Origin of the sequence: Halobacillus sp. Cin3, from assembly GCF_947311855.1 — a bacterium.
GTDB lineage: Bacteria > Bacillota > Bacilli > Bacillales > Halobacillaceae > Halobacillus > Halobacillus kuroshimensis.
Window position 1 is genome coordinate 134,543 of sequence record NZ_CAMZMV010000005.1, and the last position, 26,136, is coordinate 160,678.

Genomic DNA, 26,136 nt, shown 5'->3' on the forward strand with positions numbered 1-26,136 from the left:
ATAAGGAAGGGGTGGGTGTATGAGAACGTTCAAACGTCGAATGCCGCTGCTGTTAGGACTGCTGCTTGTTACAGGTTTTCTGCTGGCTGCTGAAACGCTGTATTCCGAGGAGCGTGTGGACATTCAGCTTCTCGGTGTCAACGATCTGCATGGTCAGCTGGAGGCAGAACTGACCTTTGATGGAAAGAAAGCGGGAGGTGCTGAATACCTGGCCGCTTACTTAAAAGCCTGTGAAAAGGAGAACCCTCACTCTCTTATCGTTCACGCAGGGGACATGATTGGTGGAAGCCCGCCCATTTCTTCATTGTTTCAGGATGAACCAACGGTCGAATGGATGAACAGGGTGGGCTTTGATGTTGGAACACTTGGGAACCATGAACTTGATGAAGGAGTAGAGGAAATGACGCGCCTGCTTGACGGGGGATGGCATAAGCAGACAGGGACGTTTTCTGGTTCGACAACACCTTATACTGCTGCAAATGTCGTGGATGAATCGACAGGAGAGCCGCTGCTACCTTCCCACATCATTAAAGAAATCAAAGGTGTACCCGTCGGTTTTATTGGAGTGGTGACGACAGACACGAGGGATTATGTCCTGGAAGAGAATTTGGAAGGCATCAGGATTACGGATGAAGTGACGGCGGTCAACGAAGCGGCTCAGGAATTGAAGGATAAAGGGGTTTCCTCCATTATTGTCCTTGGTCATGTATCGGCTGCATCTGACAAGTCCGGTACAAAAGGATCCGAGTCCTTTGTGGAGATGGCTGGAGCCATTGATGATGAAGTCGATGTCCTGTTTGCCGGGCATAACCATACGTATGCGGATATTGAAGTAGATGGAAAACTGATCGTTCAGGCCTATTCGTACGGCCGGGCATTTTCCAAAGTGGATTTGACGATTGACCCGGCAACTCAAGATATCGTTAATAAAGAAGCGGAGATTGTTGTGACTTACCACGAAGGGATGGACCCGGATCCGGAGACAACGGCACTGCTGGAGCCGTATCAGGCTCAGATCGAAGAGGAGTATCACCAGGTGCTGGGAGAGGCGGAACATGGTTTGTCGAGGAAGAAGGATGAAAAAGGCCGTTCTGCACTCGGTGAGCTTGTAGCCGATTCACTGAAGGAGAACATGCAGGCGGATATGGCATTTGTGCATCACGGTGGGATACGTCAAAGTATCCCTCAAGGTCCCATTCAAGCTGTGGACCTGCACTCATCGCTTCCATTCAAGCATTATGGGGTCCGTCTGGCAATGACCGGCAAACAGATTGAAGACGCGCTGCTTGAACAGTGGAGCGAAGGACGGACGAACAGGGTTCAGCCATCAGGAATGACGTATCAGTGGGAAAAGAAAGACGATGTGATTTCCGTCTATAACCTGCGGGATCAAGACGGTGAACCGGTGGATCCCGAGCAGACCTATACGGTCGCTGTCACCCAGTATCTGGCTTATGGTGGAGATGGTTTTGAAGCGTTCGGACGTGGGGAACTCCTCCGTGAAGGTGATTTTCTTGTGGATATCGTGTCAGATCATATCTCTGGAAACAGCCTGTTGGATGAGTAGACTGCCTTTTACGGCAGTCTCAATCTGTAGAAAAAGTTCGTCCTATCCAGCTAGAATTGTCCGTATGTCATGGTGAGAGGGCACGTTCCGCTTATCGGTGGATGCCTGCCGCGGGAACGGCCTCAGCTGACTTGGTCAAGAAAACCAATGGACCAAGTGGATCTTCGGCTCGCACTGTTCCCGCATGCGTCACCACCGAACGCTCCTTGTGCCGATGCCTGTGGGAAGACAGCTTTATCCTATGATAAAAGAGAACGTTGAGCATAGCTCCTTCGCCGTTTTAAAAGAACAGTACAGGCTGCGTTACTGCCGCCTGCGTGCGGAAAATTCTATCCATGACCAAGTATTGGTGATCGCTCCTTTGGATTCACTAGAAAAAAGTTTCTCTACAAGCTGAGACTGCCTTTTGCGGCCGTCTTTTTTTCATGGATGTGAAACGTTCATGTGGGTGGGGACGTAAAAAAGGAAAGGGGGAATGAATCGTGGAGAAACAATTATCCCGATTGATGGAAGCCAAAAAGGACGTACATAGGCTGAAACGTTTAGAACGTGAACATAACCAGCTGGAAAAAGAGCTTCAGGAGGCACGCGGAAAAGAAGCCCGCTTCGCTCGTAGACTGGAGGAGGAAAAAGAGGATGTGGAAAAGCTGGAGGGTGTCCGTTTGAGTCATCTATTCGTTGTCCTTACCGGCCAAAAGCAGGACCGGATGGAAAAAGAAAAGCAGGAAGTGGTCGAGGCTGGTATCAAATGGCGGGAGGCTGAAAAGTCACGAAAGGACATAGAAGGGGAAATACGCCATATCGAAGAACGAATGCAGAGCCTGAGCGGTGTGCGGGCGCGCTACCGTACTCTCTACGAGGAAAGAAAAGACGCACTCGTTTCCAGGGGAGGTGATAAAGGACAGCGGCTGCTGGAAATCAGTGAGAAGCGCTCGCAGCTTCTTGCAGAGCTGAAAGAAATTGAAGAGGCCCTGCAGGCAGGCAGGGAAGCGCACAAAGCTTTGGAGACGGCCTCGGAGTTTTTGACGAAAGCGGAAAACTGGGGCATGGCTGATATGCTTGGCGGCGGCCTTTTCACCACAGCTGTGAAGCATTCCAGAATGGATGAGGCAGAAGAAGCTGTTCATATGGCCCAACAGCATTTGCGGAAGTTTGCAAATGAAATGGCGGACATCGGCGAATTCGCCGATGTGGACCTCCGAATCTCTGAGGGCTGGACAATAGCTGATTACTTTCTGGATGGTTTGATTGTGGACTTATTTGTACAGAATAAGATCCAGCAATCCCATGAAGAGGTACGCAGGATTCGAAAGCAGACGCACGGATCTCTTGTTGATCTGGAGTCTCTGCAGCGGGATTATGAGAAGAAAGGGACGGTGTGGAAGGAAGAGCAGGACGAGTTGATCAAATCCTCGTAAAGGAAGGTCAAATGTCATTTCTTAGTAAATACGCAAGGAGTTGCGGGAAACCGCAACTTTTTTTCGGTGATTATGAGCGGAAGATATATTACAATAAAAACAGATAAGCGGTGATGCTTATTGATCTCAAACCATTTGCGATTGGTTGTCGTAAATGGGTCAGTAACTTGTTACTGATGAGTGTAATGAAAAGAATCTTCCCTCTCAGAAGAACTTTTCAAACAATTTATTCCCTCACTCAAAAGTTAACCAGTCGTCTCTTTTGGCCAATGCTTCCTATGAAGCATTGGCACTTTTTTTGTCTTTTTTTCTCTTTCTACTATTCCGGCTTCTTGTAGGTAATCATAAACTCCTCGTCTGTGAGATAAAAGTCGCGATTGGGGCGGCGCTGTAACAAATTATGTTTTTCCAGCTTATAATAATTTATCCGTTTAAAAGGGTCATGATCAATGACAGGAAGTTCCTGAGTCTGTTTCATGTATTGATCCACCGCATGTTGAACGAGGTCCAGATCCTGTGCTAAGTCCAGGTCGTCTTCTTCAAACAGTTCATAGGTTTCTCTGGACATATAGTAGTTCTTTTCCGGAAGCCCCGCAAGATATGGAGCCAGTAGATCATAGTCCAGTGTCAGGTCCTGATTGATGAGGACACTCAATGGAACATCTCCTGGTTTGTGATCAGCGAAGGTGTGAACAGCTTTACGGACATCGTGGATCGATAAGTCACGGACTTCCAATGTTTGTTTTCTGCCGTCTTGTGAATGTTTCTTTTTACGTTTCCACATGAATAGTCTCCTTTCTTTGGAATGGAGGGAATGAGGTGCCTGTTATGAAAGGTCAGCCTGAACTTGAGGTTTTTACACTGCTCAATCCGGATTTCGGACAGAAGGGGGAAGAAAAGAAAGACGCTTCCCCGGAAGGCAGCGGCTGTTAACTGTAGTATAGCAGATATGGATATTTTTTTGAGAATGTTTAGACTTTTTTCGTGGTTTTTGGTAAATTGAAGAAGAAAAGCGGTAAGATCGACCTGCAGGGAGAGTTACCGCTGTCTAAATGAGAAAGGGTGTTTGTGGATGACGCATGTGCAGAAAAAAGAATATGAAATCAACCCGAAGACGATGGCGCTGGTTGCTGTCCAGCAGGATAATGGACAAGTCTTTACCGAAGTTGTAGAGCGGGAAGGGCGCTTCTATGTGCACGCGGCTCCCAGTACGATCGTGGATGATTCCTGCCGCTATTTCGCCAGCAGTCTGGACGGGCGCATGGCCGGGACGAAACAATTGACAAGCTACACGCATAAACCTCCGATTGTCATCTCCGAAGCTATGGGTATTTATTTCTTCCCTATTATTTCCCCGAAACGAAAAGAATGCTCCTGGGTCGCCCACAAATATATCCGGACCTTTAACGGTGAGCGTGATAAAACGACGACGGTCCATTTCGGACAAGGAACATCCGTCAATTTTCCTGTTTCTGACGGGATGTTTGCCAATCAGGTGCAGCGCACAGCTCATCTGCGCGTTATTCTCGAAGACCGTTTTCGTGGTGGGCCGGCTGCCTCTGAGCGACGGGTGGACCGGATTGCTGAGACCTTTTCATAAGCTCAAAAAGAATGTTTTCCACCTTTTTGCGGATGGCCGGGTTGAAGTAGTTCCGCTTTTCCTCATAGCCGTGGGCAAGGAATAGAAAAGACGTGAAGGAATCATTGCGTCCGGACTCCACAACCTGGATCTTCATGGCATCCATCTGTTTTCTCAGCTCTTTTCGTTCCTGGCGCGCTTCCAGCTCCATTTTACCGAGCAGCTCCATGTACGGCTCCTTTATTTTAAATTTCCCCTGTTCCACGTGTTTCCGATCCTGCCTGATGACTGTAACCGCCATAGATAAAAACAAGTAGCGGGAAGCGAGATCCAATTCTTTCTGTTTTAAGTACCTCATGTCATTCCCCTCCGAATACGAACAAACGTTCTTGTTTTGTATTATACCACGCAGACATCCTTTTTATGCAACCTGTTTTTTCGAAGAGGTTAAAAGTGGCAGCGGGGGAAAGTCTCGGGAATCTTGATTAAACAGACTGGGCAGAGGGGATACCTATCCTATAAAATAAAAAGAAAACCCCTCTTCATAGGTGTACATAAGGAGCTTCATCATGGATGCTGTATTTGAAAAAATCAATCAATGGCGGCATTTAGCTGAGAACGATCAGCTGTTTGATTATATCATCCGCCAGCTGGAGGAGCTGGATCGCCTCGGTCCGCTTCCCGGCATTCTTCTTCCACTGCTGGAAGCCTTTCTTCCTGTTCTCCCCTTAGTGGCCTTTGTGCTGGCCAATTCAGTGGTGTACGGGCTGTTCCGCGGATTTTTATATTCCTGGATCGGCTCGGTGATCGGTGCGGTCAGTGTTTTTCTCATCATCCGCAGGCTCGGAGATAAAAAGCCGTTCCGCGCCATTACAGAACAGAAGCAGGTGAAACGGGTCGTCGTCTGGGTGGAGGAACACGGCTTCGGGCCTTTGTTTCTGCTCATGTGCTTTCCTTTTTCGCCTTCCGCGGTCATCAATGTCGTTTCCGGTTTGTCCAAAGTCAGCCGCCAGCAGTTTATTCTTGCTGTTCTATTAGGAAAATCGGTGATGATCTTCACCATCTCCTATGTGGGCTCAAGCATTGCCTCATTCGCCCAGAATCCGGTGAAATCGATTGTCGTCGGTATCTGTATTCTTCTATTCTGGATTCTCGGAAAATATCTGGAGGGGCGGATTCAGAGGAAGGCAGAGCGGAAAGTGCACCGTGACGATTAAGTTCGTTCCATTGCGGGTAAAATGTGGGTAGACCAACACATGGAGGAGCAGACCATGAAAACATACCTGAAATGGATACGGACTGTCCTGCTTGCCCTTCTGCTGGCGTTTGTTTTCCGGTCCTACTTATTTGCGAGTTATGTCGTCGATGGGGAGTCTATGGAGCCCACTCTGTATGACGGCAACCTTTTGATGGTGAACAAAGCCGTGTATGACTGGAGCGAGATAGACAGGCAGCAGGTCATTGTGTTCCATGCTAATGAAGATGAAGACTATGTCAAACGGGTCATCGGCATTCCCGGTGATGAAATAGAGTTTAAGAATGACCAGCTCTACGTGAACGGTGTCCTTATGGATGAAAGCTACCTTGATGATCTTCGTCCCAGTGACGGCCTTCCTTTTACGGAGGACTTCACGCTGGAGGAAGTGACAGGGTCCACAACGGTACCGGAAGGGCAGTTGTTCGTCATGGGGGATAACCGCAGAGACAGTCTGGACAGCCGCTACTTCGGTTTTGTATCGGAAGAGACGGTTGTCGGGAAAGTGGATGTCCGCTACTGGCCGTTCAGTCAGCTTGGATTACAGTTTAAATAGCCGGGAAACGGCTTCAGCGGACCTTGGGCAGGGAGATGATCTGTTCCTGCAGACGACCCTGCAAAACCTTCCATAGGCCTTTACCCAATGAGATGCTGACAAAAGGGGATCATCTGTTTAACAGATGATCCCCTTTTTATTTTTCAACAGGGTTAAAAGCGTCCGTGTCCGGGTACTGGTGACGTCCATTTTCCATCCCATAAAAAATATTGCCGTGATCCGAATCAGGTGGAGAAGAGCCTGTTTCGATCCCGAAAGGAGCCACCCCTTCTACTCCTGCGGAAAAAGCCCCGTCAGGGTGATCTTCCTCGAGGAGACTTGGACGTTCGTCTGCGGAAAGGGAAGGATCTGTGCTCCTGAAGGGACAGAAGCAACAACAAAGGCTTTCTCTACGAGAGGTGAGGGGACACCTTCCTTTTGCGGAGTCACGGGATTCTTCATTTGGTGAGGAAAAGTGGTAAAATAGAAGCAGTATGGAAAAAAAGAAGGGAGCGGAAAAGATGGGTCTGCGTTTTTTAATCGGCCGATCGGGAGCGGGGAAAAGTACGCGCTGCCTCGATGAAATCGAACAGCGTCTGCAGGAAGCCCCGCGCGGTCCGGCCATTGTCTATATTGTGCCTGACCAAATGACGTTCCAGCAGGAATACGGGCTGCTGAAACGCGAAGGCATGCAGGGATCGATCAGAGCCCAGGTCTTCAGCTTTTCACGCCTGGCCTGGCGTGTGCTTCAGGAAACGGGCGGGGGAACGAGGAAGTTTATTAGTTCAACAGGTGTTCAGATGATGCTGAGGAAAATTGTAGAAGAGCGCACATCCGACTGGCGCGTCTTTCAGAAGGCTGTTGAGAAGCAGGGGTTCATTGCTCAGCTGGAAGGAATCATTACCGAATTCAAACGGTACCGGATTACGCCTGATGATCTTCGTTCCCAGATGGATGCGCTGGAGCAGTTCGTTCACTCCACCAGTCAGGAAGAAGGACTGAAGGAAAAGCTGGACGACCTTTTCTATATTTACGACAAACTAGTAGATGCTCTAAGAGAGCAGTACATAGACGGAGAGGATCAGCTTCAGCTTCTATCTGAAAAAATCGGGGAAGCCGGTTATTTAGAAGATGCGGAAGTCTATATTGACGGTTTCCACAGCTTCACACCCCAGGAATACGGGGTCATCGAAGCGTTATTGAAAAAGGTGAAGAACGTCCACGTCACTCTGACGACCGAAAACCCTGAAGAGACAGGGAACTCAGAGCTGGATTTGTTTTATGAGACGAAACAGACCTACCTTGACCTGAAAAGGACGGCCGAGGAGGCGGGCACGCCAGTCGATGACGTGGAGGTGCTTGATCATACCGCGGGAAGGATGAAAGATAATCCTGCCTTCCTTCATTTGGAAAAGTATTATGATGTGCGTCCGGCTGAGTCTTATCCTGGTCAGGTCCCTGTAACGATTTCGGAAGCCGTCCATCCGCGGGCGGAAGTTGAAGGTGTCGCGCAGAAAATTCTTGAGCTTGTCCGCGACCAGGGCTATCGGTTTAAGGATATGGCCGTGTTGATGCGGGAGCCGGATGTGTATCACAGTTTGATTGAAACCTTGTTTGATGATTATGGTATTCCTGTGTTTATTGATGAAAAACGGACGATGCTCAATCATCCAATGATTGAACTGATTCGTTCGGGACTAGACGTGGTGGAAGGGAACTTCCGTTATGATGCGGTGTTCCGTCTGTTAAAGACCGGATTTATTCCAGCATCCCATCCGCGCTGGCCGCTGACGGAGGATGCCATTGATGAACTGGAGAACTATGTGCTTGAATACGGCATACGTTCCCGAAGTCAATGGTTTTCGGAAGAACCTTGGGTATATCAGCGGTTCCGCGGGTTTGAACAGGCGTCCAAGACGGATGAGGAGAAGGAAAAACAGGACCGGATCAACGCTTACCGGGAGCAGGTACGTGAGGCTCTGCAGTCCTTCGATGAACAGCTGCGTGCGGCAGAGTCGATTGAAGGCAGAGCAGGGGTGCTGTATAAATGGCTTGAAAATCTTCGTGTTCCGGAACAGCTGGAAACGTGGCGGAACGATTATGATGAGCGTGGAGAAATTGAGCGGGGGCGTGAACAGGAGCAGGTGTGGGACGCATGTCTGCAGCTGCTGGATGAAATGGTGGAAATGGCCGGAGAGGAAAAAATGTCGCTGCAGGTCTTCCGGAAAACGCTGGACAGCGGACTGGAGGCTCTCACATTTGCCCACGTTCCTCCGAGCATGGACCATGTCATTATCGGAAGTGTGGACCGTTCCAGGATGACGGGTATCAAAGCCGGATTCCTGCTCGGTGTGACGGATGGGATGTGGCCGATGAAGCCGCCCGGTGACGGAATGATCTCCGAACAGGAGCGCTCGCTTCTCGCTGAGCACGGATTGAAACTTGCTGACGGAAGCAGCCGGCAGCTGCTGGACGACCGTTTTTACGTGTACCTTGCTTTGACGATGGCTTCTGAGCAGCTATGGGTGAGTTATCCGTTGAGCAACGAAGAAGGAAAATCGAAAGTACCGGCGACACTCATTCAGCGGATCGAAGAACTGTTCCCGCGTTGTACCGAGCATGAAATGTGGCAGGAGCCGGATGATCTCCACGATGCACGCCGGTTTATTACCAATCCGGCAAAAACACGATCGGCGTTGACGGCACAGTTTTCCAGATATTTGAAAGGCTACATGATGCAGCCGGTCTGGTGGGAACTGCTCAACTGGTACATCGATCATGAGCCGGCCCACGGGCTGACGAACCGTGTGCTGCAAAGCCTTTTTTATCGAAATCAGCCGGTCGATTTGAAAGAGGAAACGACGAACCAGCTGTTTGATAAAAAGCTGAAAACGAGTGTCTCCAGACTTGAGACGTATCACCGCTGTTCCTACCAGTACTTTGCCCAGCATAGTCTAAACCTGGAGGAGCGGCGCACGTATAAACTGGACGCTCCGGATATCGGGCAGTTATTCCATGAAGCGCTGAAGCAGATTACCGAATGGATCAAGGAGGAAGGGCGCGATTTTTCCCAGCTGCAGCGTCCGGAGACGGACCAGTATGCGGAACGGGCGACAAGCTACCTTGCTCCAATTCTGCAGAACCAAATATTGAAAAGCTCCAACCGCTATCAATATATTCAGAAGAAGCTTCAACAGGTCATTGCGAGAGCTGCTTTCGTTCTCAGTGAACAGGCCCGGAAGAGCAGCTTCTCCCCCGTGGGTCTTGAGCTTGGTTTCGGGACAGGCGATGCCGAGCTCCCACCGTTGTCCCTTGATCTGCCGAACGGCTATGAACTGATGCTGCGCGGGCGGATTGACAGGGTCGACAAAGCTTTGTCTCAGGAAGACTTGTTTCTTAGAATCATTGATTATAAATCAAGCAGTAAAGGCTTGAATCTCGTCGACGTTTTTTACGGCCTTTCTCTGCAGATGCTCGCGTATCTGGACGTCGTCCTGACGAATGCGGAGCAGTGGCTCGGCATGAATGCTTCACCGGCGGGGGTCCTGTACTTCCACGTACACAACCCGATGATTACCGGGAAACAGTTGCTGCAGGATCAGCAGATAGAAGAAGAAATCTTTAAGAAATTCAAAATGCAGGGGCTCCTGCTGGAAAATGAACGCGTTGTCCAGATGATGGACACTGGTCTTGACAAGGGATACAGCCAGATTGTCCCGGCGGCTCTGAAAGCGAACGGCGGCTTTTACAAGAGTTCAAAAACGGCCGATGCCGAACGTTTTGAACAGCTGAAAGCCTATATCCGCGATTTGATGGGTCAGGCAGGGACGAAAATTACAAATGGAACAATTGAACTGGATCCCTATCAGAAGAAACAGCAGGTCGCGTGTGAACACTGCTCGTTCCGTTCCGTCTGTCAGTTTGATCCGACCCTTGAGGGGAACGACTACCGCAAACTGCAGGACTTGAACGATGACGATGTGTTGGCACGACTGTCTGGAAGGAAGGAGAATTCATAATGGTCAGCTGGACAAAAGAACAGGAACGGGCCATTTACTCGCACGGCTCCAACATCCTCGTAGCAGCGGCGGCTGGTTCTGGGAAAACGGCCGTCCTCGTTGAACGGATCATTCAAAAGCTGCTGCATAAGGAGAATCCCGTGGATATCGACTCCCTGCTTGTTGTGACCTTCACAAATGCGGCCGCTCAGGAGATGCGGAACAGGGTCGGACAGGCGCTTGCCAAAGCCCTTGAGGACAATCCGGGCTCCCATCACTTAAAAAAGCAGCTGGCTCTGCTGCAGAATGCGTCGATTTCAACGCTGCACGCTTTCTGTATGGACGTGGTGCGGCGGTATGCCTATATGCTGGACCTTGATCCCGGCTTCCGTATTGCGGACACAGTGGAGGCTGATCTTATCCAGCAGGAAGTCCTGGAGGATCTGTTTGAGGACTGGTACGGCAGAGATGGAGAAGAGCAGGAACGGTTCTTTGACGTTGTGGAACGCTTTTCCAGCGACCGCAGCGACCTGGATGTGGAAAAACTCGTGCTTGATCTTTATACGTTTGCTACACAGAACCCGTGGCCGGACCAATGGCTTGATCAAATGGCAGCCATGTATGATGTGCGTGAAGATGAGGAAGAAGAACAGCTGGTGTGGCTCGACCTGTTGAAGCAGGAAGTATCCAGCCAGCTGAAGGCGATGGAAACCGAGGCCCGGCAGATGCTCGATCTTACCAGGGAGCCGGACGGCCCGTATGCATACGGAGAAACCGCAGAAAGTGATCTTGAACTCATCCAGCAGGCGAAGGGGGCGCTTGCCCATTCGTGGTCTGAGCTTCAGGCGTTCATGGAAGGACAGAAATTCAAAGCTCTTTCCAGAAAGAAAATGGACGCAGATGAAGAGAAAAAGGATGAAGCGAAGAAAATCCGCGACCGGTATAAGAAGCGGTGGAATGAGTTGAGGGACGAGTGGTTTTCCCGCACCCTGGAAAGCTATCTGAAGGATATGAAGGACCTGTATCCGGTCATGGAACAGCTGGTCATCATCGTTAAGGACTTTAAGCAGCGCTACGAGCAGTTGAAAAAAGAAAAGGCGATCGTCGACTTTTCCGATTTGGAACACTACTGCCTCAATATCCTTCTTGATGAATCCGCCTCCTCTGAGGTACTGGCGGCTTCACCGGTGGCGGAGGGCTTTCAGCGCCAGTTTTCTGAAGTGCTGATTGATGAATATCAGGATACCAACCTTGTGCAGGAGACGCTGCTCCGCCTGTTGACCGAGGGAAAAGACGCCGGTCATCTCTTCATGGTGGGGGATGTGAAGCAGAGCATTTACCGTTTCCGCCACGCCGAACCTTCGTTGTTTTTAAATAAATACAAGGCTTACGCTGCGGAAGGAAGTGTGGGGGAGCGTATCGATCTCGCCCGTAACTTCAGAAGCCGGAAGCAGGTGCTGGATGCGGCAAACTACATTTTTCGTCAGGTGCTCGACGAGGAAGTCGGGGAGATGGAATATGAGAAAGAAGCCGAACTCATTTACAGCAACACGATTTATGATGAATTGACTTCGGATGATACCGAGGCTGAGCTTTTTGTTATTGACCGAGAGTCCCAGGAAGGGGAATCGGAAGATGACGAAGCCTACAAAGATTTGGAAAAGGCGCAGCTGGAAGCACGAGCCTACGGAAAAATGATCCGGCGCTGGCTCGGGTATGAAGGTGGGGATCCTGTTCAGGTGGTCGACAAGGAGACCGGAACGAAACGGTCGATCCAATACAGGGACATCGTCATTTTGATGCGTTCCATGACCTGGGCTCCGACAATCGTTGATGAACTGAAACAGCAGGGGATTCCGGTTTATGCGGAACTTTCAACCGGATATTTTGAAGCGATCGAAATCAAGGTGATGCTGAGTATGCTGAAGGTGATTGATAACCCGATGCAGGATATCCCACTAGCTTCGGTATTAAAATCGCCGATTGTCGGACTGAATGAGGATGAGCTTGCGCAGATCCGTCTGGCGAAAAAACGCTCCACCTACTATGAAGCGATGCAGGCTTATGTGGGAAATAATGAGCTGGATCGTAAAGTGGATGATTTTCTCAAATTGTTGAAAAGCTTCCGGGAACGGGCACGCCAGGGGGCCTTGTCGGAGTTGATCTGGGAGATTTACAGAGAAACAGGCTATTACGATTTTGTCGGTGGTATGCCGGGTGGACGTCAGCGCCAGGCCAACCTCCGTGCCTTGTATGACCGGGCCCGTTCTTATGAAGCAACGTCCTTCCGGGGATTGTTCCGTTTTCTACGGTTTATCGAGCGGATTGAAGAGCGGGGCGATGATCTCGGGGCGGCCCGGGCCCTCGGTGAGCAGGAGGACGTTGTCCGGATCATGACTATTCACAAAAGTAAAGGGCTGGAATTTCCGTTTGTCATTCTTGGAGCTGTCGACAAGCAGTTCAATATGATGGATTTGAAAAACCGGTACCTGCTTCATAAAGATTACGGGTTCGGTACAAGATATATTAACCCGCAGAAGCGGCTCATGTATCCGACGCTTGCTTATCACGCGTTGAAGGAAGCGAAGCGCAGGGAGCTTCTGGCTGAGGAAATGCGGGTCTTGTACGTGGCCTTGACGAGAGCGAAGGAAAAGCTTGTTATGGTGGGGAATGTTGCTTCTTTTGATAAAAAGCAGAAAAAGTGGCAGCTGGCGGCCGACGTCAAGGACTGGGTCCTTCCTCCACATGACCGGCTCGAGGCAAAATCCTACCTTGACTGGATCGGTCCTGCCTTGATCCGCCACCACCAGGCAGATGAGCTCCGGGGAGAAATGGAAGTGCAGACCGCTGAAGCCATCCAGTATGACCACTCGCAGTGGAAGGTTCATATCGCCCACGGGAGTGAATTCAATGTGCTTGACGAAGTGACGGAGAAGCGGGATGAAGAACTGCAGACGGCGGTCGAGGAGTGGACGCAGGTGGACGTGGAAGCGGATGTGGATCCTTCTTATGTGGAGCGGCTGAACTTTGTCTATCCTCACGAGCAGGCCGCTTATACGAGAGCGAAGCAGACAGTAACGGAAATGAAACGCCAGCGGGAGACGCTTGATGAATACGCCGGTGACCAGCTGTTAACTCCTTACCGTGCCCCGATTGTCAGGCGCCCGCGTTTCATGCAGGAGGAGAAAAAGCTGACAGCAGCGGAGCGGGGAACAGCCATGCACACCGTCATGCAGCATCTTCCTTTTACAAAAGTATGGACAGCAGCCGAAGTAGAAGAGTATGTGGAACACCTGGTGCTCAAGGAAATTATGCGCAGGGAGGAAGCCGATGCGGTGGACCCCGAAGCCGTCGCGCAATTCTTCCATACATCTGTCGGAGCCATGGTGCTGAATGCGGAGACGATTGAACGGGAGATCCCCTTCAGTTTGACGCTGCCGGCCCACGAAGTGTATGCCAAGTGGGAAACAGAAACAGAGGAGCAGGTATTCATCCAAGGGGTGATTGATGTGGTGATTCCTTATGAGGATGGATGGATGATTCTTGATTACAAATCTGACCAGATTCCTGAGCAGGGGGAGAAGGCCGCACAGAAATTGGCCGATCGTTACCGGACCCAGCTCGGGTTATATAAAACGGCTCTCGAAAAAATCTGGAAGCAGCCGGTACGGAATACGTGCCTGTACTTCTTCGATGGACCACTCGAGGTGGAGGTGGAGACCGATGGGGGGAACGTGTGAGCTGTGTGGACGCTCACCCGTGAAAACGACGGAGCATCACCTGGTTCCAAGGCAGTACGGTGGTGTGGAAGGACCGACGATTTGGCTGTGCGGTGCCTGTCACCGCCAGATTCATGCATTGTTTACGAATGCGGAGCTGGCTGGTTTTTATCACACACCTGAACGCCTGAAGGATCACCCTGCCATGCAGAAGTATTTGCGATGGGTGAAAAAGCAGGATCCGGAAAAGAAAATAACGACGAGAAAATCCAATCGAAGGAAACGTTGAAAAACCGGGGAGGCCCCCGGTTTTTTTCTGTCTAAAAAAGAAGCCGCCCCTGTTTCCACAGGTGCCGCTTCAGGCGTTGGCTGTAATATTCTGATCGGCAATGTCCGGATCAAAGGGGTTCGTTGAGCTGAGTCCATTGTTGGTAATAATCCAGTTACCAGTATTCAATGCTCCGGAGCCGGCATTTGTTTTGGACGTCGCTTTAGGAGATAAATAAAAGGAGTCTCCGAAGTTGACGACCCCACCTCCTACGCTGTTAATGCTGATCGGACCGACAATCGCAGGCATAGCAGTGCCTCCTTTTCATGTACGGTTCAAGCCATATACCAACAACCTATGCAGTCGTGCAGGTTATGGTTCATCCTTTAGGATTCGGAAATGTTTCGTATAACTGAGCGCATCGATATGATCGATCCCACCGGTTTGAAAAATCCCCGCCGTTGATACACCGACGACTCTTACGTTATGGATGATGATCGGATTGTTTTGATACGTGAACGTCTCTACATTCAGAGGAAGAGGAGGGGGAGGGCTTTTTAAAGAGAAAATGGAAAAATCATCAAACTGAAATACGTCTTCTTCAAACGCAGGTCCTTCTTTCTGCACAGCCAGCACGCGGGAGTTTGGCGAAGCTTTATACACATCGCCGATATCGGCGATGGAGCCGATCGCAAGAGATTGAATTTCGATATCGTTCGTATAGACCATCCGTTTAATCATCGGCCGGATGCTCATCCTCTCGTTCTGTTTCTATGCCGGCATCGGCTTCAGCATCCATCTCTTCGAACGGTCCGATAATCAAAGATTCCGGTGGCGTATCAAAAAAAGACTGCAGACGTATGGTTTTGTTATCACCGATCAAGAAGACTGAGGAGGCTGCGACCCCTGTGACTCGGATGTTTCCTACATGCAGCCCGTAGTTGTGGACGATGTGATTCATCCTTGACCATCTCCTTCGAGGTTATCCAGATACTGGGCAATGGAATGCTGAATCTCCGCCTTTACTTGATGGAAAATCTTCTCCGGCGGTGATTCCGGGTTTTCACTCCGGTAATATTCAAGTCGCTGAGGGAGTTGTTTCCTTATGTCGGCAATCATCCGCTCCTTGTGATCGTTGGAAATCTCCCTTTCATGATCCCGGCAGTACTGGTTCATCCAGCCGGGAATATCGGAAACCATATACTCGTGCAGAAAGTGAAGCGCCTGCTCATCCGTTTGAGGCAGCTGGGGGTGCTGTCCCTGGCCGTTGTATAGATCCCCGATGTCGGAAAGGTCACCGCCGCCCGGGGTCAGACCAATCTGAAGCGTTCCTTCGAGTGTTTCAATTTTAAGCTGATCAAAGTGGTATTCAATTTTTTCAATGACGGTTTTTGCAGGGGGTTCTGTGGACTGGAGTTGATCAATTCTCTTTTGCAGCTGGTCAATCATCTGCTGCTGCTGCTCCATCTGCTTCATCATCTGGTCGACCCATGCCTGCCACGAATAATACGGATTCAACTCCACTCACCTCCCTGTACCATCCTATGAAAAAAAGGGGACAGCTATGTTATGGAAAGAGGGACGAGTGTTCCAGGGCCGACTTCAGGGATGGATACCTCTCCGTCTTCCGGCTGCGCTTTCTTTCCAGGCGCCGTGTATCCGCCGGAATTGTACAGTTCTGATTTTGACTGAATCACCCCGGAGCTTCCAATTTGAACGACGGAAGAGTTGGCCACACTGCCGATTCTCAACACGTGAATGTAAATCGATTGATGAACCGTTATGTTCATAACATTCCTCCTACGCATTCCCTATAATAGGCTGATCGATATTTTCAGAGTCATTGACGAACGTATCCGACCGGTTGATGTTGATGCGGATGCCGTCGCCAGTGTTGAAGGAACCGCCGCCGGCAAAGGTCTTGGCGGCAGCTTGAGGAGCCATATAGTATACATCACCGATATTGAAGATGCTTGAAGACGAAAGAGAGATGACTTTGACAGCTCCCACTTTGGCAGGCATAGAAAAACTCCTTTCTATATCTTATGAAACCTCGTTGTTTAAATAACGTAAGAAAAGTAAAATAAAGGTCAGAGGAGGAATACATATGAATACACAAGCGTCTCCCCTTGGGGATTCAGGCAGGCTGAACTGGATTGATGCCGCCCGGGGCCTTGCGATCCTCGGAATTTTCATGGTGAACGTCCCGGCCTTTAACGCCCCGTATTTCCTATACGGCGGGCAGGAGGAATTCTGGTCCTCTTCGGTGGACCAGACGGTTCAGAGTATCGTGGATATTTTCTTTCAAGCCAGTTTCTACACCTTGTTTTCCTTTATGTTCGGGTTTGGGATTCAGATGATGAAGGACCGGCTCGAGGAAAAAGCAATTCCGCATATGCCGGTCATTTACAGACGGCTTTTCGTTTTAACCGGTTTCGGTATGGTGCACGCGTTTTTAATCTGGCACGGAGATATCCTGCTCAGCTACGGGGTGCTCGGGCTTATCCTGCCGGCCTTCTTTAAAGTCTCACCCGGCTTTCTGCTTGGTTGGGCTTTTGGACTGCTCGGCCTTCTCACCCTGCCCTTTACACTCGCTCTTTACGTGGTCCGTGACCAAATACAGGGGGGTGTGAACAGGTCCGCAATCGAAAGTGCGTTGAGCCATTATGGGAATGGCTCTCTGCTTGATATCTGGCAGCAGAATTTCACAGACTGGCAGTATGCCAATGCCGCCGGCAATCTTCCATTTTTAGCGTTGAGTCTTGTACCGATGTTTCTATTAGGCATGTATGTGTGCAGAAAGCAGTGGCTTCATGAGCCGGACGTCCATAGAAGTACGATCATCAAGGTGTGGGTGGTTACAGGCATGCTGTTTGTGACATTGAAAGCCGGCCCCCACCTGTATGGGAATCCGGAATGGTTCGGCCTTATGCAGGACGGTGCCGGAGGCTCTGCTTCTGCCATCTTTTACGTCTTATCTATTACTCTATTGTTCCGCACGGAAATAGGTGCCAGACTGGCTTCTCCACTTGTATGGGTGGGACGGATGTCGTTGTCCAACTATATCCTGCAGTCAATCTTCTGCTTTTGGCTTTTCTATTCCGCCGGTTTCGGGCTGTACGGGAAGGTGCCGCCTGCAGGAAGTATGATAATTGTTGTCCTGTTTTACATTGTTCAAGTATTCCTCAGCCGTTTGTGGCTGAAAAACTACCGGTATGGCCCGCTGGAATGGCTGTGGCGGACCCTCACCTACGGACAGAAACAACCGAATAAACGCCGGAAAAAGGCGGTTTCTTAACAGGGGGCGGAGAATTTGAAGCGTAATCAACTGCTGAAAGAAAGTGAGTGGTGGGTGGAGGAAGCGATCATTACTGAAGCCCAGCGGGAAAGACTGTTGGAGCACTACCCTGAAAAACAGTATAAGCCGGTGCTGCTCACTTTTGCCGCTTTATTCATTGGTCTTGGTTTTCTTACCTTTACAGCATCCAACTGGTCTTATCTGGCTGATTGGGGACGGATGGCTGTTCTTCTCTTGTCCATGTCCGCTTTTTATGTGGCGGGGGAAAGGGTGTACAAAAAGAAATCCCCCCGAGTGGGTTCGAGCCTCATTTTGACGGCGCTGCTGATTTTCGGCGCAGCCATTTTCCTGATCGGCCAGATGTATCATTATACCGCTTTTAGTGCGTCTCCGTTTCTGCTGTGGTCCATGGCAGCAGCAGGGTTGTACTTCATTATGAGAGAAGGCATGTTTTATTACGCTGCTGCTGTGATTATCACCGTCGGTCAGGTTTACAGCGGTTTGGTTTTTCAAGACTTTTATTTGTGGCTCGGCTTCCTGCTGCTGGCGGGTCTTGGGTGGGTGGTGTATGAGACACGCTCTCTTCCGTTTGCAGGGGTGTTTGCCGCTTCCTATTACATCCAGGCCCTTGTCCTTGTCTTCAGCGGCGGATATCCGTACTACTGGCTGATCGTCGTATCGATGGCCCTTTATATCGCTGATGACTTTATCATCCAAAAAGGTCAGACGAGAATATGGAAAACATCAGCAGTCGTCTTTATGTTCGCCGTCTTCTTTCTGCAGATTTTCTTTCTTGGAGATGGATACGCTGAAACGTTAACGGAATCCTCTCTTTACTTCTTTCTCATCTGGGCGGTTCTGTTCGTCTTTGCTGTTGTCCGGTCAGCCTTGAGCACGACGAATTACTACTGGATTGATCTGTTGTTGTTCATCCCTGTCTTCCGTTTTCCCTCGGGAGATCTTTTTTCCTTGATCGTCCTGTTCGTCTATGCCGTATTATGGCTTGTTTCCGGCTACCAGCAAGAAGTACGGCGCTGGGTGAACAAAGGGACAGCGGCCTTCCTTCTCACGACACTGGCTGCTTATTTCCAGCTGGCCTGGGACTTTATGGACCGCTCTGTCTTCTTTTTCGTCGGAGGTCTTTTATTATTCGGCCTCAGTTATGGGCTGGAAAAGAAACGCCGGTCGTTCCGTAAGGAGGGAGAGGAAGAGTGAATAAACAGCGTTGGTTCTATGGACTTGTATCCGTTCAGGTTTTGTTTCTCCTTCTGATGGCTGGTGGTTATTATGCGATGGACGTTGTAGGCGAAAAAGTGGTGCTGAAAACAGCTCCTGTGGATCCGCGCGACCCTTTTTACGGAGATTATGTGGAGCTCGGTTATGATATCGAAGAAATTTCCGAAGACCAGTGGCAGGGAGAAAAAGCCTTGGATGGGGGAGAGAAGGTTTTTCTTCTTCTTGAAGCAGGTGAGAACGGCGTCTATGGTCTTCAAAAGGCCGGAACGGAACGACCTGATTCTGAGGAAGGGCAGGTGGTGCTGGCAGCACGTTATCTGTGGGAAGATGAGCGTGCCTCCATACATCACGTGGATATCGGCCTGAACCGTTATTATATTGAAGAAAATACGGGGCGGATGTGGGAGCAGGATGAAGAACGACTTGTAACCATTGTGCTCGCTCCGTGGAACCAGAAAAAAATTGTCTCCCTGGATTGAACTCTGAATAATGCGGAAGGGCTTGAATGGTCTGGATGATCACGTGTCCCTTATCGTGGATGCCTGCCGCAGGTAAGGTCTCATCAATGAACGCTTTTCTGTTTATCCTGCAGGAACGTTTTTCTCTTTAAGGACCGCTGAGGCACCGGATAGTAAGAAACATATTTTACAATGAAGAATGTCGTCCGGGGTGGTTTCCGTTGAGAAGAGGATGCTCTTCCGTGGAAAAGGAAATGAATGAAGCTCTTGAAGGCATTGGATGACCTTGAGGGATCTTTATAACCAAAAAAACCTCCCCGTAGGTATGGGGAGGTTTTTTGGATTAGGAAAGAACAGCTTTGATCTGCTGTATCGCCCAGTCTAAATCTTCTTTTTGGATCACGAGCGGAGGAGCAAAGCGGATGACATTTTCATGCGTTTCCTTACAGAGAAGACCTTTCTCTTTTAACTGTTCACAGTATTTCCGGGCAGGTTCGGTCATTTCTACACCGATAAACAGTCCCTTGCCGCGTACTTCCTTGATTTTTGGATTGTCGATCGACTTCAATTCTTCCATCATGTACGTACCGAGTTCCAGGGAACGCTCCGCCAGTTTCTCTTCTTCGAGCACTTCAAGCGAGGCGGTCGATACGGCACAGGCAAGTGGGTTGCCGCCGAACGTGGAACCGTGGGAGCCCGGGTTGAACACACCGAGGATCTCCTTATTGGCAACAACACAGGAAATCGGGAATACACCGCCTCCGAGTGCCTTGCCGAGAATGAGCATATCCGGAGTCACGCCTTCCCAGTCGCAGGCGAACATTTTACCGCTGCGGCCGAGGCCGGCCTGAATTTCATCCGCAACAAACAAGACATTTTCCTGACTGCATACGTCGTAGGCTTCTTTAAGAAATCCTTCCGGAGGCATCACAATGCCTGCTTCCCCCTGGATCGGCTCAAGCAGAAAGGCGGCCGTGTTTTCTGTGATGGCTTCTTTCAGCGCGTCGATATCGCCGTAGGGTACCAGCTTGATGCCAGGAAGCATTGGACCGAAGCCGCGTTTATATTCCGCTTCTGAGGACAGGGACACGGCAGACATCGTCCGGCCGTGGAAGTTGCCGGTGCAGGCGATGATTTCCGCCTGGTTTTCATCCACCTTTTTGACATCATAAGCCCAGCGTCTTGCTGCTTTAATCGCGGTTTCAACAGCTTCAGCTCCTGTATTCATCGGAAGTGCCATATCTTTATGTGTCAATTTGCAGATTTTCTCATACCAAGGACCGAGCTGGTCATTATGGAAAGCGCGTGAAGTCAAGGTCACGCGGCTCGCTTGATCGGTTAAAGCCTGAATGATCTTCGGATGACGGTGGCCCTGATTGACGGCAGAGTAAGCGCTTAACATATCCATGTAGCGGTTCCCTTCCGGATCTTCCACCCATACACCTTCCGCTTTGGAAATAACAATCGGCAGCGGATGATAGTTTTTGGCCCCGTATTCCTGTGTCTGATCGATAATGTTTTGACTGCTTATAACAGACATGTGATCCCTCCCATTTCTATTCAATCTCCAATCATTATAACAGGTTATGCGGTGTTTTTCTTACTATTGAAAAAATTATCCGTCCTAGTTATGGATAGGAAAGTGGAAGGCAGTCGTGGTATCATAGCGGTAGATTGTTGGAAAAGGAGGAGAAACCATTATGGCGCACTTACATATTACTTCCTGGGTAATCGCTTTTGTGCTTGTCGCCCTTGTGACGACTTTTGCACGGGGAGGAAGAGAAAAAGCAGCGAAGATTTCGCATATGATTCTGCGGGTTTTCTATCTGTTGATCTTGTACTCCGGCGGTTCATTGTTTGCCAGCTACTCCGTGTACGGAGCTATGATCATCATAAAAGTACTCGTAGGACTCTGGGCAATCGCTGCAATGGAAATGGTCTGTGTGAAATATAAGAAAAAGAAACCGGCTGCGATCTGGTGGGGCCAGCTGCTTGTTGCTGCGGTCATTGCTCTTGTACTCGGCTTCGGATTTCTTGGCGCGGGCATTTTACCTGCATAAAAATGACGCTGCATGCGCGAATCGCATGCAGCGTTTTTTATAGGTAAAAGGGGGCTTGAATTCTGTTTCTTATGTCCGCTACTTGGGGGATAACGGATGTTATTTACATATATAATGATAATGATTATCATTCCCGGTGTCAACAGGTTTGTTCCTTTTTTTCATAGAAGCCCCGGTTGATTCATATAGTGAGTCATCATGGATGTTTTATCGAAAGACTTCTGTTTAGAAAAAGGATGGTGAAGCAGGATGTGTGGAATTGTCGGTTGGGTGGACAGTGATTCCCGGACAGAGGGGAAAGCTTCTATACTGGACCGTATGGCGGATACACTCAGACACCGTGGTCCGGATGATTATCAAACATGGATACACGAATCCGCCGCCTTCGGTCATCAACGCTTAATTGTCGTCGATCCTGATGGAGGCAGGCAGCCGATGGTCCGGACCGCCGGGGATGAACAGTTTGTTCTATGCTATAACGGAGAACTTTATAATACAGAAGATATTCGCGCGGTCTTGAAATCGAAAGGATGGAGCTTCGCTTCCCATTCAGACACAGAGGTGCTGCTCATCAGTTATATAGAATGGGGACCGGATTGTGTCGATCATTTGAATGGCATTTTTGCTTTCAGCGTATGGGAAACGAAACGAAAGCGGTTGTTCCTTGCCAGAGACCGTCTTGGAGTGAAGCCGCTCTTTTACAGTCATCAAGGCGGTAAACTGCTCTATGCTTCAGAGATGAAAGCCATTCTTGCCCATCCTGACGTTGAGCCGGTGGTAGACCGCAGCGGCGTACATGAGCTGTTGTCTCTCGGCCCTTCCCGTACCCCTGGGCGGGGCGTGTTCAAGGATATTCAGGAAATCCGCCCGGGGCACTGCGCTCTTTTTGAAAAGGGGAAACTTTCCGTGAAACGGTACTGGAATGTGAAGAGTGCCCCCCATGAACACACATTTGATGAGACGGTGGAACGTGTCCGGGAACTTTTTATGGATGCGTCCACACGCCAGCTCGTTTCAGATGTGAAGCTTGGAACCTTTTTGTCGGGCGGTGTGGATTCCAGTGCCATTACAGCAGTCGCCGCCGACATGTATAAGCAGAATCAAAGAGGGACGCTGCAGACATTTTCCATTGATTATAAGGACCAGGCCCGGTTTTTTAAGAAAAATGCCTTCCAGCCGGACAGGGATGAAGCTTTCATTCAGCTTGTCAGTCAGCAGCATCAGACAGACCATACGATCATGGAAGCCGCTACGGATGATTTGATGGACCGGTTGAAACAGGCCGTTGAACTGCGTGATCTTCCCGGAATGGCGGATGTGGACTCGTCTCTTCTCTGGTTTTGTGAGGAAATTAAAAAGCATGTCACGGTTGCACTATCAGGAGAGTGTGCCGATGAAATCTTTGGTGGTTATCCTTGGTTTTACAGGAAAGAAGATAAAGAGCGGAAGGGTTTCCCTTGGATCCGGTCCTTGAATGAACGAAACCACCTGATCCGGGATGATTTAAAAGGCGACATCGATGTTGAATGGTATATGCTGAAGCGTTATGACGAAACCATCGCAGAGACACCACTCCTGACCGGTGAGAATGAGGATGCACGGAAGCACAGAGAGATGTCGTATTTAAATATGAACTGGTTTATGCAGACCCTGTTGGAGCGGAAAGACCGGATGAGCATGGGAGCCAGTCTTGAGGTCCGCGTTCCTTTCAGCGATCACAGACTGGTGGAGTATGTGTGGAATGTGCCGTGGAGCATGAAGTTTCATAATGATCAGGAAAAAGGACTCCTCCGTCAGGCGCTGCGCGGCATCCTTCCTGACCGGGTGCTGTTCCGGAAGAAGAATCCGTATCCGAAGACCTTTCATCCCGATTATACGAGGGCCGTCTGCCGCTGGATGGAAGATATTCTGAGTGATGACGGGGCTCCGCTGTTTCAGTTGTTTGACCGTGATCAAGTGAGAAAATTGAAGGACAGCGAAGGGAAGTCGATTGATACCCCTTGGTTCGGCCAGTTGATGACCGGTCCACAGTTGATCGCCCACCTTTGTCAGATCGATCATTGGTTCAGAACCTACCGCGTCCAGCTCTAGGAATGAGCAGCCAAACCTGTGCGATGTTGAAAAACACCGCACAGGTTTTTGTCTGCAGGGAGATTCCAATTCTTCGCTCCGTAAACACAGGATTGACGGTGTAGATATGAAAGCGGTACCCTTAGAGAGGAGTGTTTTTTCAGGTCGAGGGAGGACGGAATATGAAAAAGGCAGCAGGAATCCTTCTGCTTCTTCCTTTTTTCCTTTTAAACAGCATGGTTTCCACAGCTGGCGAAGGGGAAGAGCGCAGGTGGCAGGATGAAAGTGTGTATTATATCGCGGTGGACCGCTTTTTCAACAGCGACCGCAGCAACGATGAACAAGTGGACGTTGAAGACCCGCAGGCTTATCAAGGCGGCGATTTTGCAGGGATGACAAGCCAATTGGATTACATAGAGGAACTTGGTTTTACGACGATCCAGCTGTCCCCGGTGATGGCCAATGCGCCTGGAGGATTTCATGGCTTCTGGGTCACAGACTTCCGGGCGGTCGAGGAGCAGTACGGAACGATGGAGGAGATGAGAGCTTTCGTCCAGGAAGCCCATGACCGTGACCTGAGCGTGGTGCTTGATCTTCCATTGTTCACAGCTGCTGAACATCCGTGGCTCGAAGACGAAACGAAAAGCAGCTGGTTGAAGGAAGGCGTGACAGAAGCACCAGTGTCATGGCTTGACGATCTTCCACAGCTGAACATGGACAATAAGGAAACCGCAGCCTACATAAAAGAGACGATGAACTTCTGGATGGAAGAAGCAGAGGTGGACGGGTTTCACCTTGTGTCACAAACCGGTTTGGAAATGACAGAGGATCTGGATGATATTTTGTATACAACCAGCGTGGCAGACAGTAAGGAATTTTCACAGCCGCTCAGGGATGTCTTCGCAGCACCAGGGGCTGTCAAAGGAAAGGCGGTGGACAACAGCGGTGAGGCCGTTGTCCAGCATCTCGATGGACCCTTTACCGGACGTTTTACGCATGAAGCTGTCGAAAACGGGCAGAACCCTATTACCCGCTGGCGTCTCGGTCTTACCTATATCTTTACGACACCAGGGCTCCCTGTCGTTTATTACGGTTCCGAAACGCCGTTGGATGATGGAGGAAATCCTGAAGCAGCGCCCATGATCAATGTGAAAGCTGGAAATGAAGAGTTAAAGCAGCGGGTTGAAAAATTAACATCGATGCGGGAGCAATACCCGGCGATAACCCGGGGGGATTATGAAGAGTTATATAACGACAACGGGCTGATCGTTTTCGAGCGCAGCGACGAAGAAGAATCGCTGATTGTTGCCATCAACAATGCATCAGAAACGAAAACCGCAGAGCTGGATCACTTGGACAGCGGCCTCCAGCTGCGCGGCCTCCTGCAGGACGGAGTGGTACGCGAGCAGTCGGATGGCACATACCGCCTGGCGATGGACAGGGAAACGGCGGATGTGTTCATCATGGAAGAAGACAGCGGCTATAACTGGCTGTTCATCGGCTTTGTCGGGGGCGTTCTGCTTCTGTTTACCGTGGCGGTTATCATCTTGAGCAGAAAAAGCCGTTCGTCTGAAAAAGCATAGATCTTCAGGTGGGCCCACCTCTAATTTAGGGATCAGGCACGTGTCTCTTATCGACGGGGGGCTGCCTCGGGTACGGCCTCAAACCATATGTGAAAACGAGTTCACAACAAGGGCTGTCGACAACTTTTTCGACAGCCTGAGAATGAAAAGCGCTCCAGCCTGCTGGAACGCTTTTTTTATTCATTTTTTCCGGAATGTCTGCGATATCTGAGAATCAACCATACGCCGACGACCAGAAGCGGAACGACAAAGGGAGAGTATCCGATGAGTCCTACCGCTGCCCAGGAAGATATGGAAGCAAGTCCGTTCAAGGAACTGAAAAACGCCTGTTTGATGCGGTCTCCTGTATGGAGGGACGTACGTTCAGGTACAGAGAGGTTTGTTTCCTTGATCATCAAAGTGATTGTTGAATACTCGCTTTGGTTTTCCAGGAAGTTCATTTCTCCCTTCAAGGACTCGATGTCTCCCTGAACACGCTCAAGATCCTGTGAGATACGCACCAAATCCTCAGTGGCTCCGGCTTCTTCTAAAAATCCAAGGAGACGGGCTTCAATTTCTTCCTTCGCTATTAATCTGGCCTCCAGATCGACATACTGTCTGGTGACATCACGACTGCTGATATTTCTCGCCTTCACGTCGCCTGCCGCGGCCTCAAGGTCGTCAAGAAAAGGAGTGAACGACGGCTGCGGTACACGCAGGGTGATGTGTCCTTCACGACCGCCGCTGTCTGTTTTTTGAATGGATGTTTCCACCATGTACGCGTCATACTGCTTCATGCTTTTGTTCATGTTCGTTTGGTAACGGTCAAAATCATCGGTTTCAAGAGTGAGGACAGCTTCATACACCATCAACGCTCCGATGCTGGTCCCTTCCTCAGCTTTGCCGTTTTCCATATCGGCTTGAAGTTCGGACTCGGAAGGCTGTGTCGCCTGTTCTTGTTCCAACGCTGTATCTTCGTTTTCGCGGGACTCTGAACCTTCCCTGTCTGATTGACAGGCCGTAAAAAGGAAGAGAAGTAACAAAAAAAGAAAAAACGTGGATGCTGCTTTTTTCATAAAGAAAAACCCCCAATCGCTTTGGACAGGGGGGATC

24 protein-coding genes are annotated in these 26,136 nt (G+C 49.9%); 14 read left to right on the forward strand and 10 right to left on the reverse strand.

The window, feature by feature from the left end; all coding sequences use genetic code 11:
• Nucleotides 1–19: 19 nt before the first annotated feature.
• Nucleotides 20–1,567, forward strand: coding sequence for a bifunctional metallophosphatase/5'-nucleotidase (locus QMA39_RS16015; protein WP_281659310.1), 1,548 nt, complete (start codon nt 20–22; stop codon nt 1,565–1,567).
• 482 nt (nt 1,568–2,049) lie between these two features.
• Nucleotides 2,050–2,985 (forward strand): hypothetical protein, encoded by a 936-nt coding sequence (locus QMA39_RS16020; protein WP_281659311.1) that lies wholly within the window; start codon nt 2,050–2,052, stop codon nt 2,983–2,985.
• Nucleotides 2,986–3,304: 319 nt separating this feature from the next.
• Here QMA39_RS16020 and QMA39_RS16025 read toward each other — a convergent pair whose 3' ends face one another.
• Nucleotides 3,305–3,769 (reverse strand): DUF3939 domain-containing protein, encoded by a 465-nt coding sequence (locus QMA39_RS16025; RefSeq protein ID WP_281659312.1) that lies wholly within the window; start codon nt 3,767–3,769, stop codon nt 3,305–3,307.
• A 288-nt stretch (nt 3,770–4,057) separates the two neighbouring features.
• On the opposite strand from QMA39_RS16025, the gene QMA39_RS16030 reads away from it, so the two are divergent.
• Nucleotides 4,058–4,585: a competence protein ComK gene (locus tag QMA39_RS16030; protein ID WP_281659313.1), complete on the forward strand. Its 528-nt coding sequence runs from the start codon at nt 4,058–4,060 to the stop codon at nt 4,583–4,585.
• On the opposite strand, the gene QMA39_RS16035 is transcribed toward QMA39_RS16030, so the two are convergent.
• Nucleotides 4,506–4,922, reverse strand: a complete 417-nt coding sequence (locus QMA39_RS16035) for a hypothetical protein (protein WP_027956510.1) — start codon at nt 4,920–4,922, stop codon at nt 4,506–4,508. The genes QMA39_RS16030 and QMA39_RS16035 overlap by 80 nt on opposite strands.
• 211 nt (nt 4,923–5,133) lie before the next feature.
• Here QMA39_RS16035 and QMA39_RS16040 point away from each other — a divergent pair, with 211 nt between their 5' ends.
• The 5 genes from QMA39_RS16040 to QMA39_RS16060 all read left to right on the forward strand — a co-directional run bounded on the left by QMA39_RS16040 (nt 5,134) and on the right by QMA39_RS16060 (nt 14,360).
• Nucleotides 5,134–5,781: a TVP38/TMEM64 family protein gene (locus QMA39_RS16040; RefSeq protein WP_027956509.1), complete on the forward strand. Its 648-nt coding sequence runs from the start codon at nt 5,134–5,136 to the stop codon at nt 5,779–5,781.
• A gap of 54 nt (nt 5,782–5,835) precedes the next feature.
• Nucleotides 5,836–6,375 carry a signal peptidase I gene (gene lepB, locus QMA39_RS16045; protein ID WP_156896527.1) on the forward strand — a complete coding sequence of 180 codons (540 nt, stop codon included), beginning with the start codon at nt 5,836–5,838 and terminating at the stop codon, nt 6,373–6,375.
• A 500-nt stretch (nt 6,376–6,875) separates the two neighbouring features.
• On the forward strand, nt 6,876–10,373 hold the full coding sequence (gene addB, locus QMA39_RS16050; protein WP_281659314.1) for a helicase-exonuclease AddAB subunit AddB: 3,498 nt from the start codon (nt 6,876–6,878) through the stop codon (nt 10,371–10,373).
• Complete coding sequence (gene addA, locus QMA39_RS16055) at nt 10,373–14,092, forward strand: helicase-exonuclease AddAB subunit AddA (protein WP_281659315.1); 3,720 nt, start codon at nt 10,373–10,375, stop codon at nt 14,090–14,092. The genes addB and addA overlap by 1 nt, the downstream gene beginning before the upstream one ends.
• Nucleotides 14,076–14,360, forward strand: coding sequence for an HNH endonuclease (locus QMA39_RS16060; RefSeq protein WP_281659316.1), 285 nt, complete (start codon nt 14,076–14,078; stop codon nt 14,358–14,360). Before addA ends, QMA39_RS16060 begins: the two co-directional genes overlap by 17 nt.
• A gap of 69 nt (nt 14,361–14,429) precedes the next feature.
• Here QMA39_RS16060 and QMA39_RS16065 read toward each other — a convergent pair whose 3' ends face one another.
• The 6 genes from QMA39_RS16065 to QMA39_RS16090 form a co-directional block, all read right to left on the reverse strand.
• A complete protein-coding gene (locus QMA39_RS16065) occupies nt 14,430–14,648 on the reverse strand; it encodes a spore germination protein (RefSeq protein ID WP_027956504.1) in 219 nt (72 codons plus the stop codon).
• A 63-nt stretch (nt 14,649–14,711) separates the two neighbouring features.
• Nucleotides 14,712–15,080, reverse strand: coding sequence for a spore germination protein GerPE (locus QMA39_RS16070; RefSeq protein WP_027956503.1), 369 nt, complete (start codon nt 15,078–15,080; stop codon nt 14,712–14,714).
• Nucleotides 15,073–15,300, reverse strand: a complete 228-nt coding sequence (locus QMA39_RS16075; protein ID WP_281659317.1) for a spore gernimation protein GerPD — start codon at nt 15,298–15,300, stop codon at nt 15,073–15,075. Before QMA39_RS16075 ends, QMA39_RS16070 begins: the two co-directional genes overlap by 8 nt.
• Entirely contained in the window at nt 15,297–15,857 is a 561-nt protein-coding gene (gene gerPC, locus QMA39_RS16080; protein WP_281659318.1) for a spore germination protein GerPC, read from the reverse strand. The genes QMA39_RS16075 and gerPC overlap by 4 nt, the downstream gene beginning before the upstream one ends.
• A 44-nt stretch (nt 15,858–15,901) precedes the next feature.
• Nucleotides 15,902–16,129 carry a spore germination protein GerPB gene (locus QMA39_RS16085; RefSeq protein ID WP_027956500.1) on the reverse strand — a complete coding sequence of 76 codons (228 nt, stop codon included), beginning with the start codon at nt 16,127–16,129 and terminating at the stop codon, nt 15,902–15,904.
• Between the two features lie 10 nt (nt 16,130–16,139).
• Nucleotides 16,140–16,361 (reverse strand): spore germination protein, encoded by a 222-nt coding sequence (locus QMA39_RS16090; protein WP_281659319.1) that lies wholly within the window; start codon nt 16,359–16,361, stop codon nt 16,140–16,142.
• 85 nt (nt 16,362–16,446) lie between these two features.
• Here QMA39_RS16090 and QMA39_RS16095 point away from each other — a divergent pair, with 85 nt between their 5' ends.
• The 3 genes from QMA39_RS16095 to QMA39_RS16105 are packed head-to-tail and all read left to right on the forward strand — an operon-like array spanning nt 16,447 to nt 19,352.
• Nucleotides 16,447–17,637: a DUF418 domain-containing protein gene (locus QMA39_RS16095; protein WP_281659320.1), complete on the forward strand. Its 1,191-nt coding sequence runs from the start codon at nt 16,447–16,449 to the stop codon at nt 17,635–17,637.
• Between the two features lie 15 nt (nt 17,638–17,652).
• The gene (locus QMA39_RS16100) at nt 17,653–18,852 is read left to right on the forward strand and encodes a DUF2157 domain-containing protein (RefSeq protein WP_281659321.1); all 1,200 of its coding nucleotides are present in this window, start codon (nt 17,653–17,655) and stop codon (nt 18,850–18,852) included.
• Nucleotides 18,849–19,352, forward strand: a complete 504-nt coding sequence (locus QMA39_RS16105) for a GDYXXLXY domain-containing protein (RefSeq protein WP_206931661.1) — start codon at nt 18,849–18,851, stop codon at nt 19,350–19,352. The genes QMA39_RS16100 and QMA39_RS16105 overlap by 4 nt, the downstream gene beginning before the upstream one ends.
• Before the next feature lie 322 nt (nt 19,353–19,674).
• On the opposite strand, the gene QMA39_RS16110 is transcribed toward QMA39_RS16105, so the two are convergent.
• Complete coding sequence (locus QMA39_RS16110; protein ID WP_027956495.1) at nt 19,675–20,871, reverse strand: ornithine--oxo-acid transaminase; 1,197 nt, start codon at nt 20,869–20,871, stop codon at nt 19,675–19,677.
• A gap of 160 nt (nt 20,872–21,031) precedes the next feature.
• On the opposite strand from QMA39_RS16110, the gene QMA39_RS16115 reads away from it, so the two are divergent.
• The 3 genes from QMA39_RS16115 (at nt 21,032) to QMA39_RS16125 (ending at nt 25,044) form a co-directional block, all read left to right on the forward strand.
• On the forward strand, nt 21,032–21,391 hold the full coding sequence (locus QMA39_RS16115) for a YisL family protein (protein ID WP_027956494.1): 360 nt from the start codon (nt 21,032–21,034) through the stop codon (nt 21,389–21,391).
• A gap of 249 nt (nt 21,392–21,640) precedes the next feature.
• Nucleotides 21,641–23,482 carry an asparagine synthase (glutamine-hydrolyzing) gene (gene asnB / locus QMA39_RS16120; protein WP_281659322.1) on the forward strand — a complete coding sequence of 614 codons (1,842 nt, stop codon included), beginning with the start codon at nt 21,641–21,643 and terminating at the stop codon, nt 23,480–23,482.
• Between the two features lie 161 nt (nt 23,483–23,643).
• Nucleotides 23,644–25,044, forward strand: coding sequence for an alpha-amylase family glycosyl hydrolase (locus tag QMA39_RS16125; RefSeq protein WP_281659323.1), 1,401 nt, complete (start codon nt 23,644–23,646; stop codon nt 25,042–25,044).
• A gap of 176 nt (nt 25,045–25,220) precedes the next feature.
• Here QMA39_RS16125 and QMA39_RS16130 read toward each other — a convergent pair whose 3' ends face one another.
• Nucleotides 25,221–26,099, reverse strand: a complete 879-nt coding sequence (locus QMA39_RS16130; protein ID WP_281659324.1) for a DUF4349 domain-containing protein — start codon at nt 26,097–26,099, stop codon at nt 25,221–25,223.
• Nucleotides 26,100–26,136: the final 37 nt, after the last annotated feature.

Coding starts and splice junctions, on each gene's coding strand:
- QMA39_RS16015 (WP_281659310.1), top strand. CDS start 20: ATGAGAACGTTCAAACGTCGAATGCCGCTGCTGTTAGGACTGCTGCTT.
- QMA39_RS16025 (WP_281659312.1), bottom strand. CDS start 3,769: ATGTGGAAACGTAAAAAGAAACATTCACAAGACGGCAGAAAACAAACA.
- QMA39_RS16030 (WP_281659313.1), top strand. CDS start 4,058: ATGACGCATGTGCAGAAAAAAGAATATGAAATCAACCCGAAGACGATG.
- QMA39_RS16035 (WP_027956510.1), bottom strand. CDS start 4,922: ATGAGGTACTTAAAACAGAAAGAATTGGATCTCGCTTCCCGCTACTTG.
- QMA39_RS16040 (WP_027956509.1), top strand. CDS start 5,134: ATGGATGCTGTATTTGAAAAAATCAATCAATGGCGGCATTTAGCTGAG.
- lepB (WP_156896527.1), top strand. CDS start 5,836: ATGAAAACATACCTGAAATGGATACGGACTGTCCTGCTTGCCCTTCTG.
- addB (WP_281659314.1), top strand. CDS start 6,876: ATGGGTCTGCGTTTTTTAATCGGCCGATCGGGAGCGGGGAAAAGTACG.
- addA (WP_281659315.1), top strand. CDS start 10,373: ATGGTCAGCTGGACAAAAGAACAGGAACGGGCCATTTACTCGCACGGC.
- QMA39_RS16060 (WP_281659316.1), top strand. CDS start 14,076: ATGGGGGGAACGTGTGAGCTGTGTGGACGCTCACCCGTGAAAACGACG.
- QMA39_RS16065 (WP_027956504.1), bottom strand. CDS start 14,648: ATGCCTGCGATTGTCGGTCCGATCAGCATTAACAGCGTAGGAGGTGGG.
- QMA39_RS16070 (WP_027956503.1), bottom strand. CDS start 15,080: ATGATTAAACGGATGGTCTATACGAACGATATCGAAATTCAATCTCTT.
- QMA39_RS16075 (WP_281659317.1), bottom strand. CDS start 15,300: ATGAATCACATCGTCCACAACTACGGGCTGCATGTAGGAAACATCCGA.
- QMA39_RS16085 (WP_027956500.1), bottom strand. CDS start 16,129: ATGAACATAACGGTTCATCAATCGATTTACATTCACGTGTTGAGAATC.
- QMA39_RS16090 (WP_281659319.1), bottom strand. CDS start 16,361: ATGCCTGCCAAAGTGGGAGCTGTCAAAGTCATCTCTCTTTCGTCTTCA.
- QMA39_RS16095 (WP_281659320.1), top strand. CDS start 16,447: ATGAATACACAAGCGTCTCCCCTTGGGGATTCAGGCAGGCTGAACTGG.
- QMA39_RS16110 (WP_027956495.1), bottom strand. CDS start 20,871: ATGTCTGTTATAAGCAGTCAAAACATTATCGATCAGACACAGGAATAC.
- QMA39_RS16115 (WP_027956494.1), top strand. CDS start 21,032: ATGGCGCACTTACATATTACTTCCTGGGTAATCGCTTTTGTGCTTGTC.
- asnB (WP_281659322.1), top strand. CDS start 21,641: ATGTGTGGAATTGTCGGTTGGGTGGACAGTGATTCCCGGACAGAGGGG.
- QMA39_RS16125 (WP_281659323.1), top strand. CDS start 23,644: ATGAAAAAGGCAGCAGGAATCCTTCTGCTTCTTCCTTTTTTCCTTTTA.
- QMA39_RS16130 (WP_281659324.1), bottom strand. CDS start 26,099: ATGAAAAAAGCAGCATCCACGTTTTTTCTTTTTTTGTTACTTCTCTTC.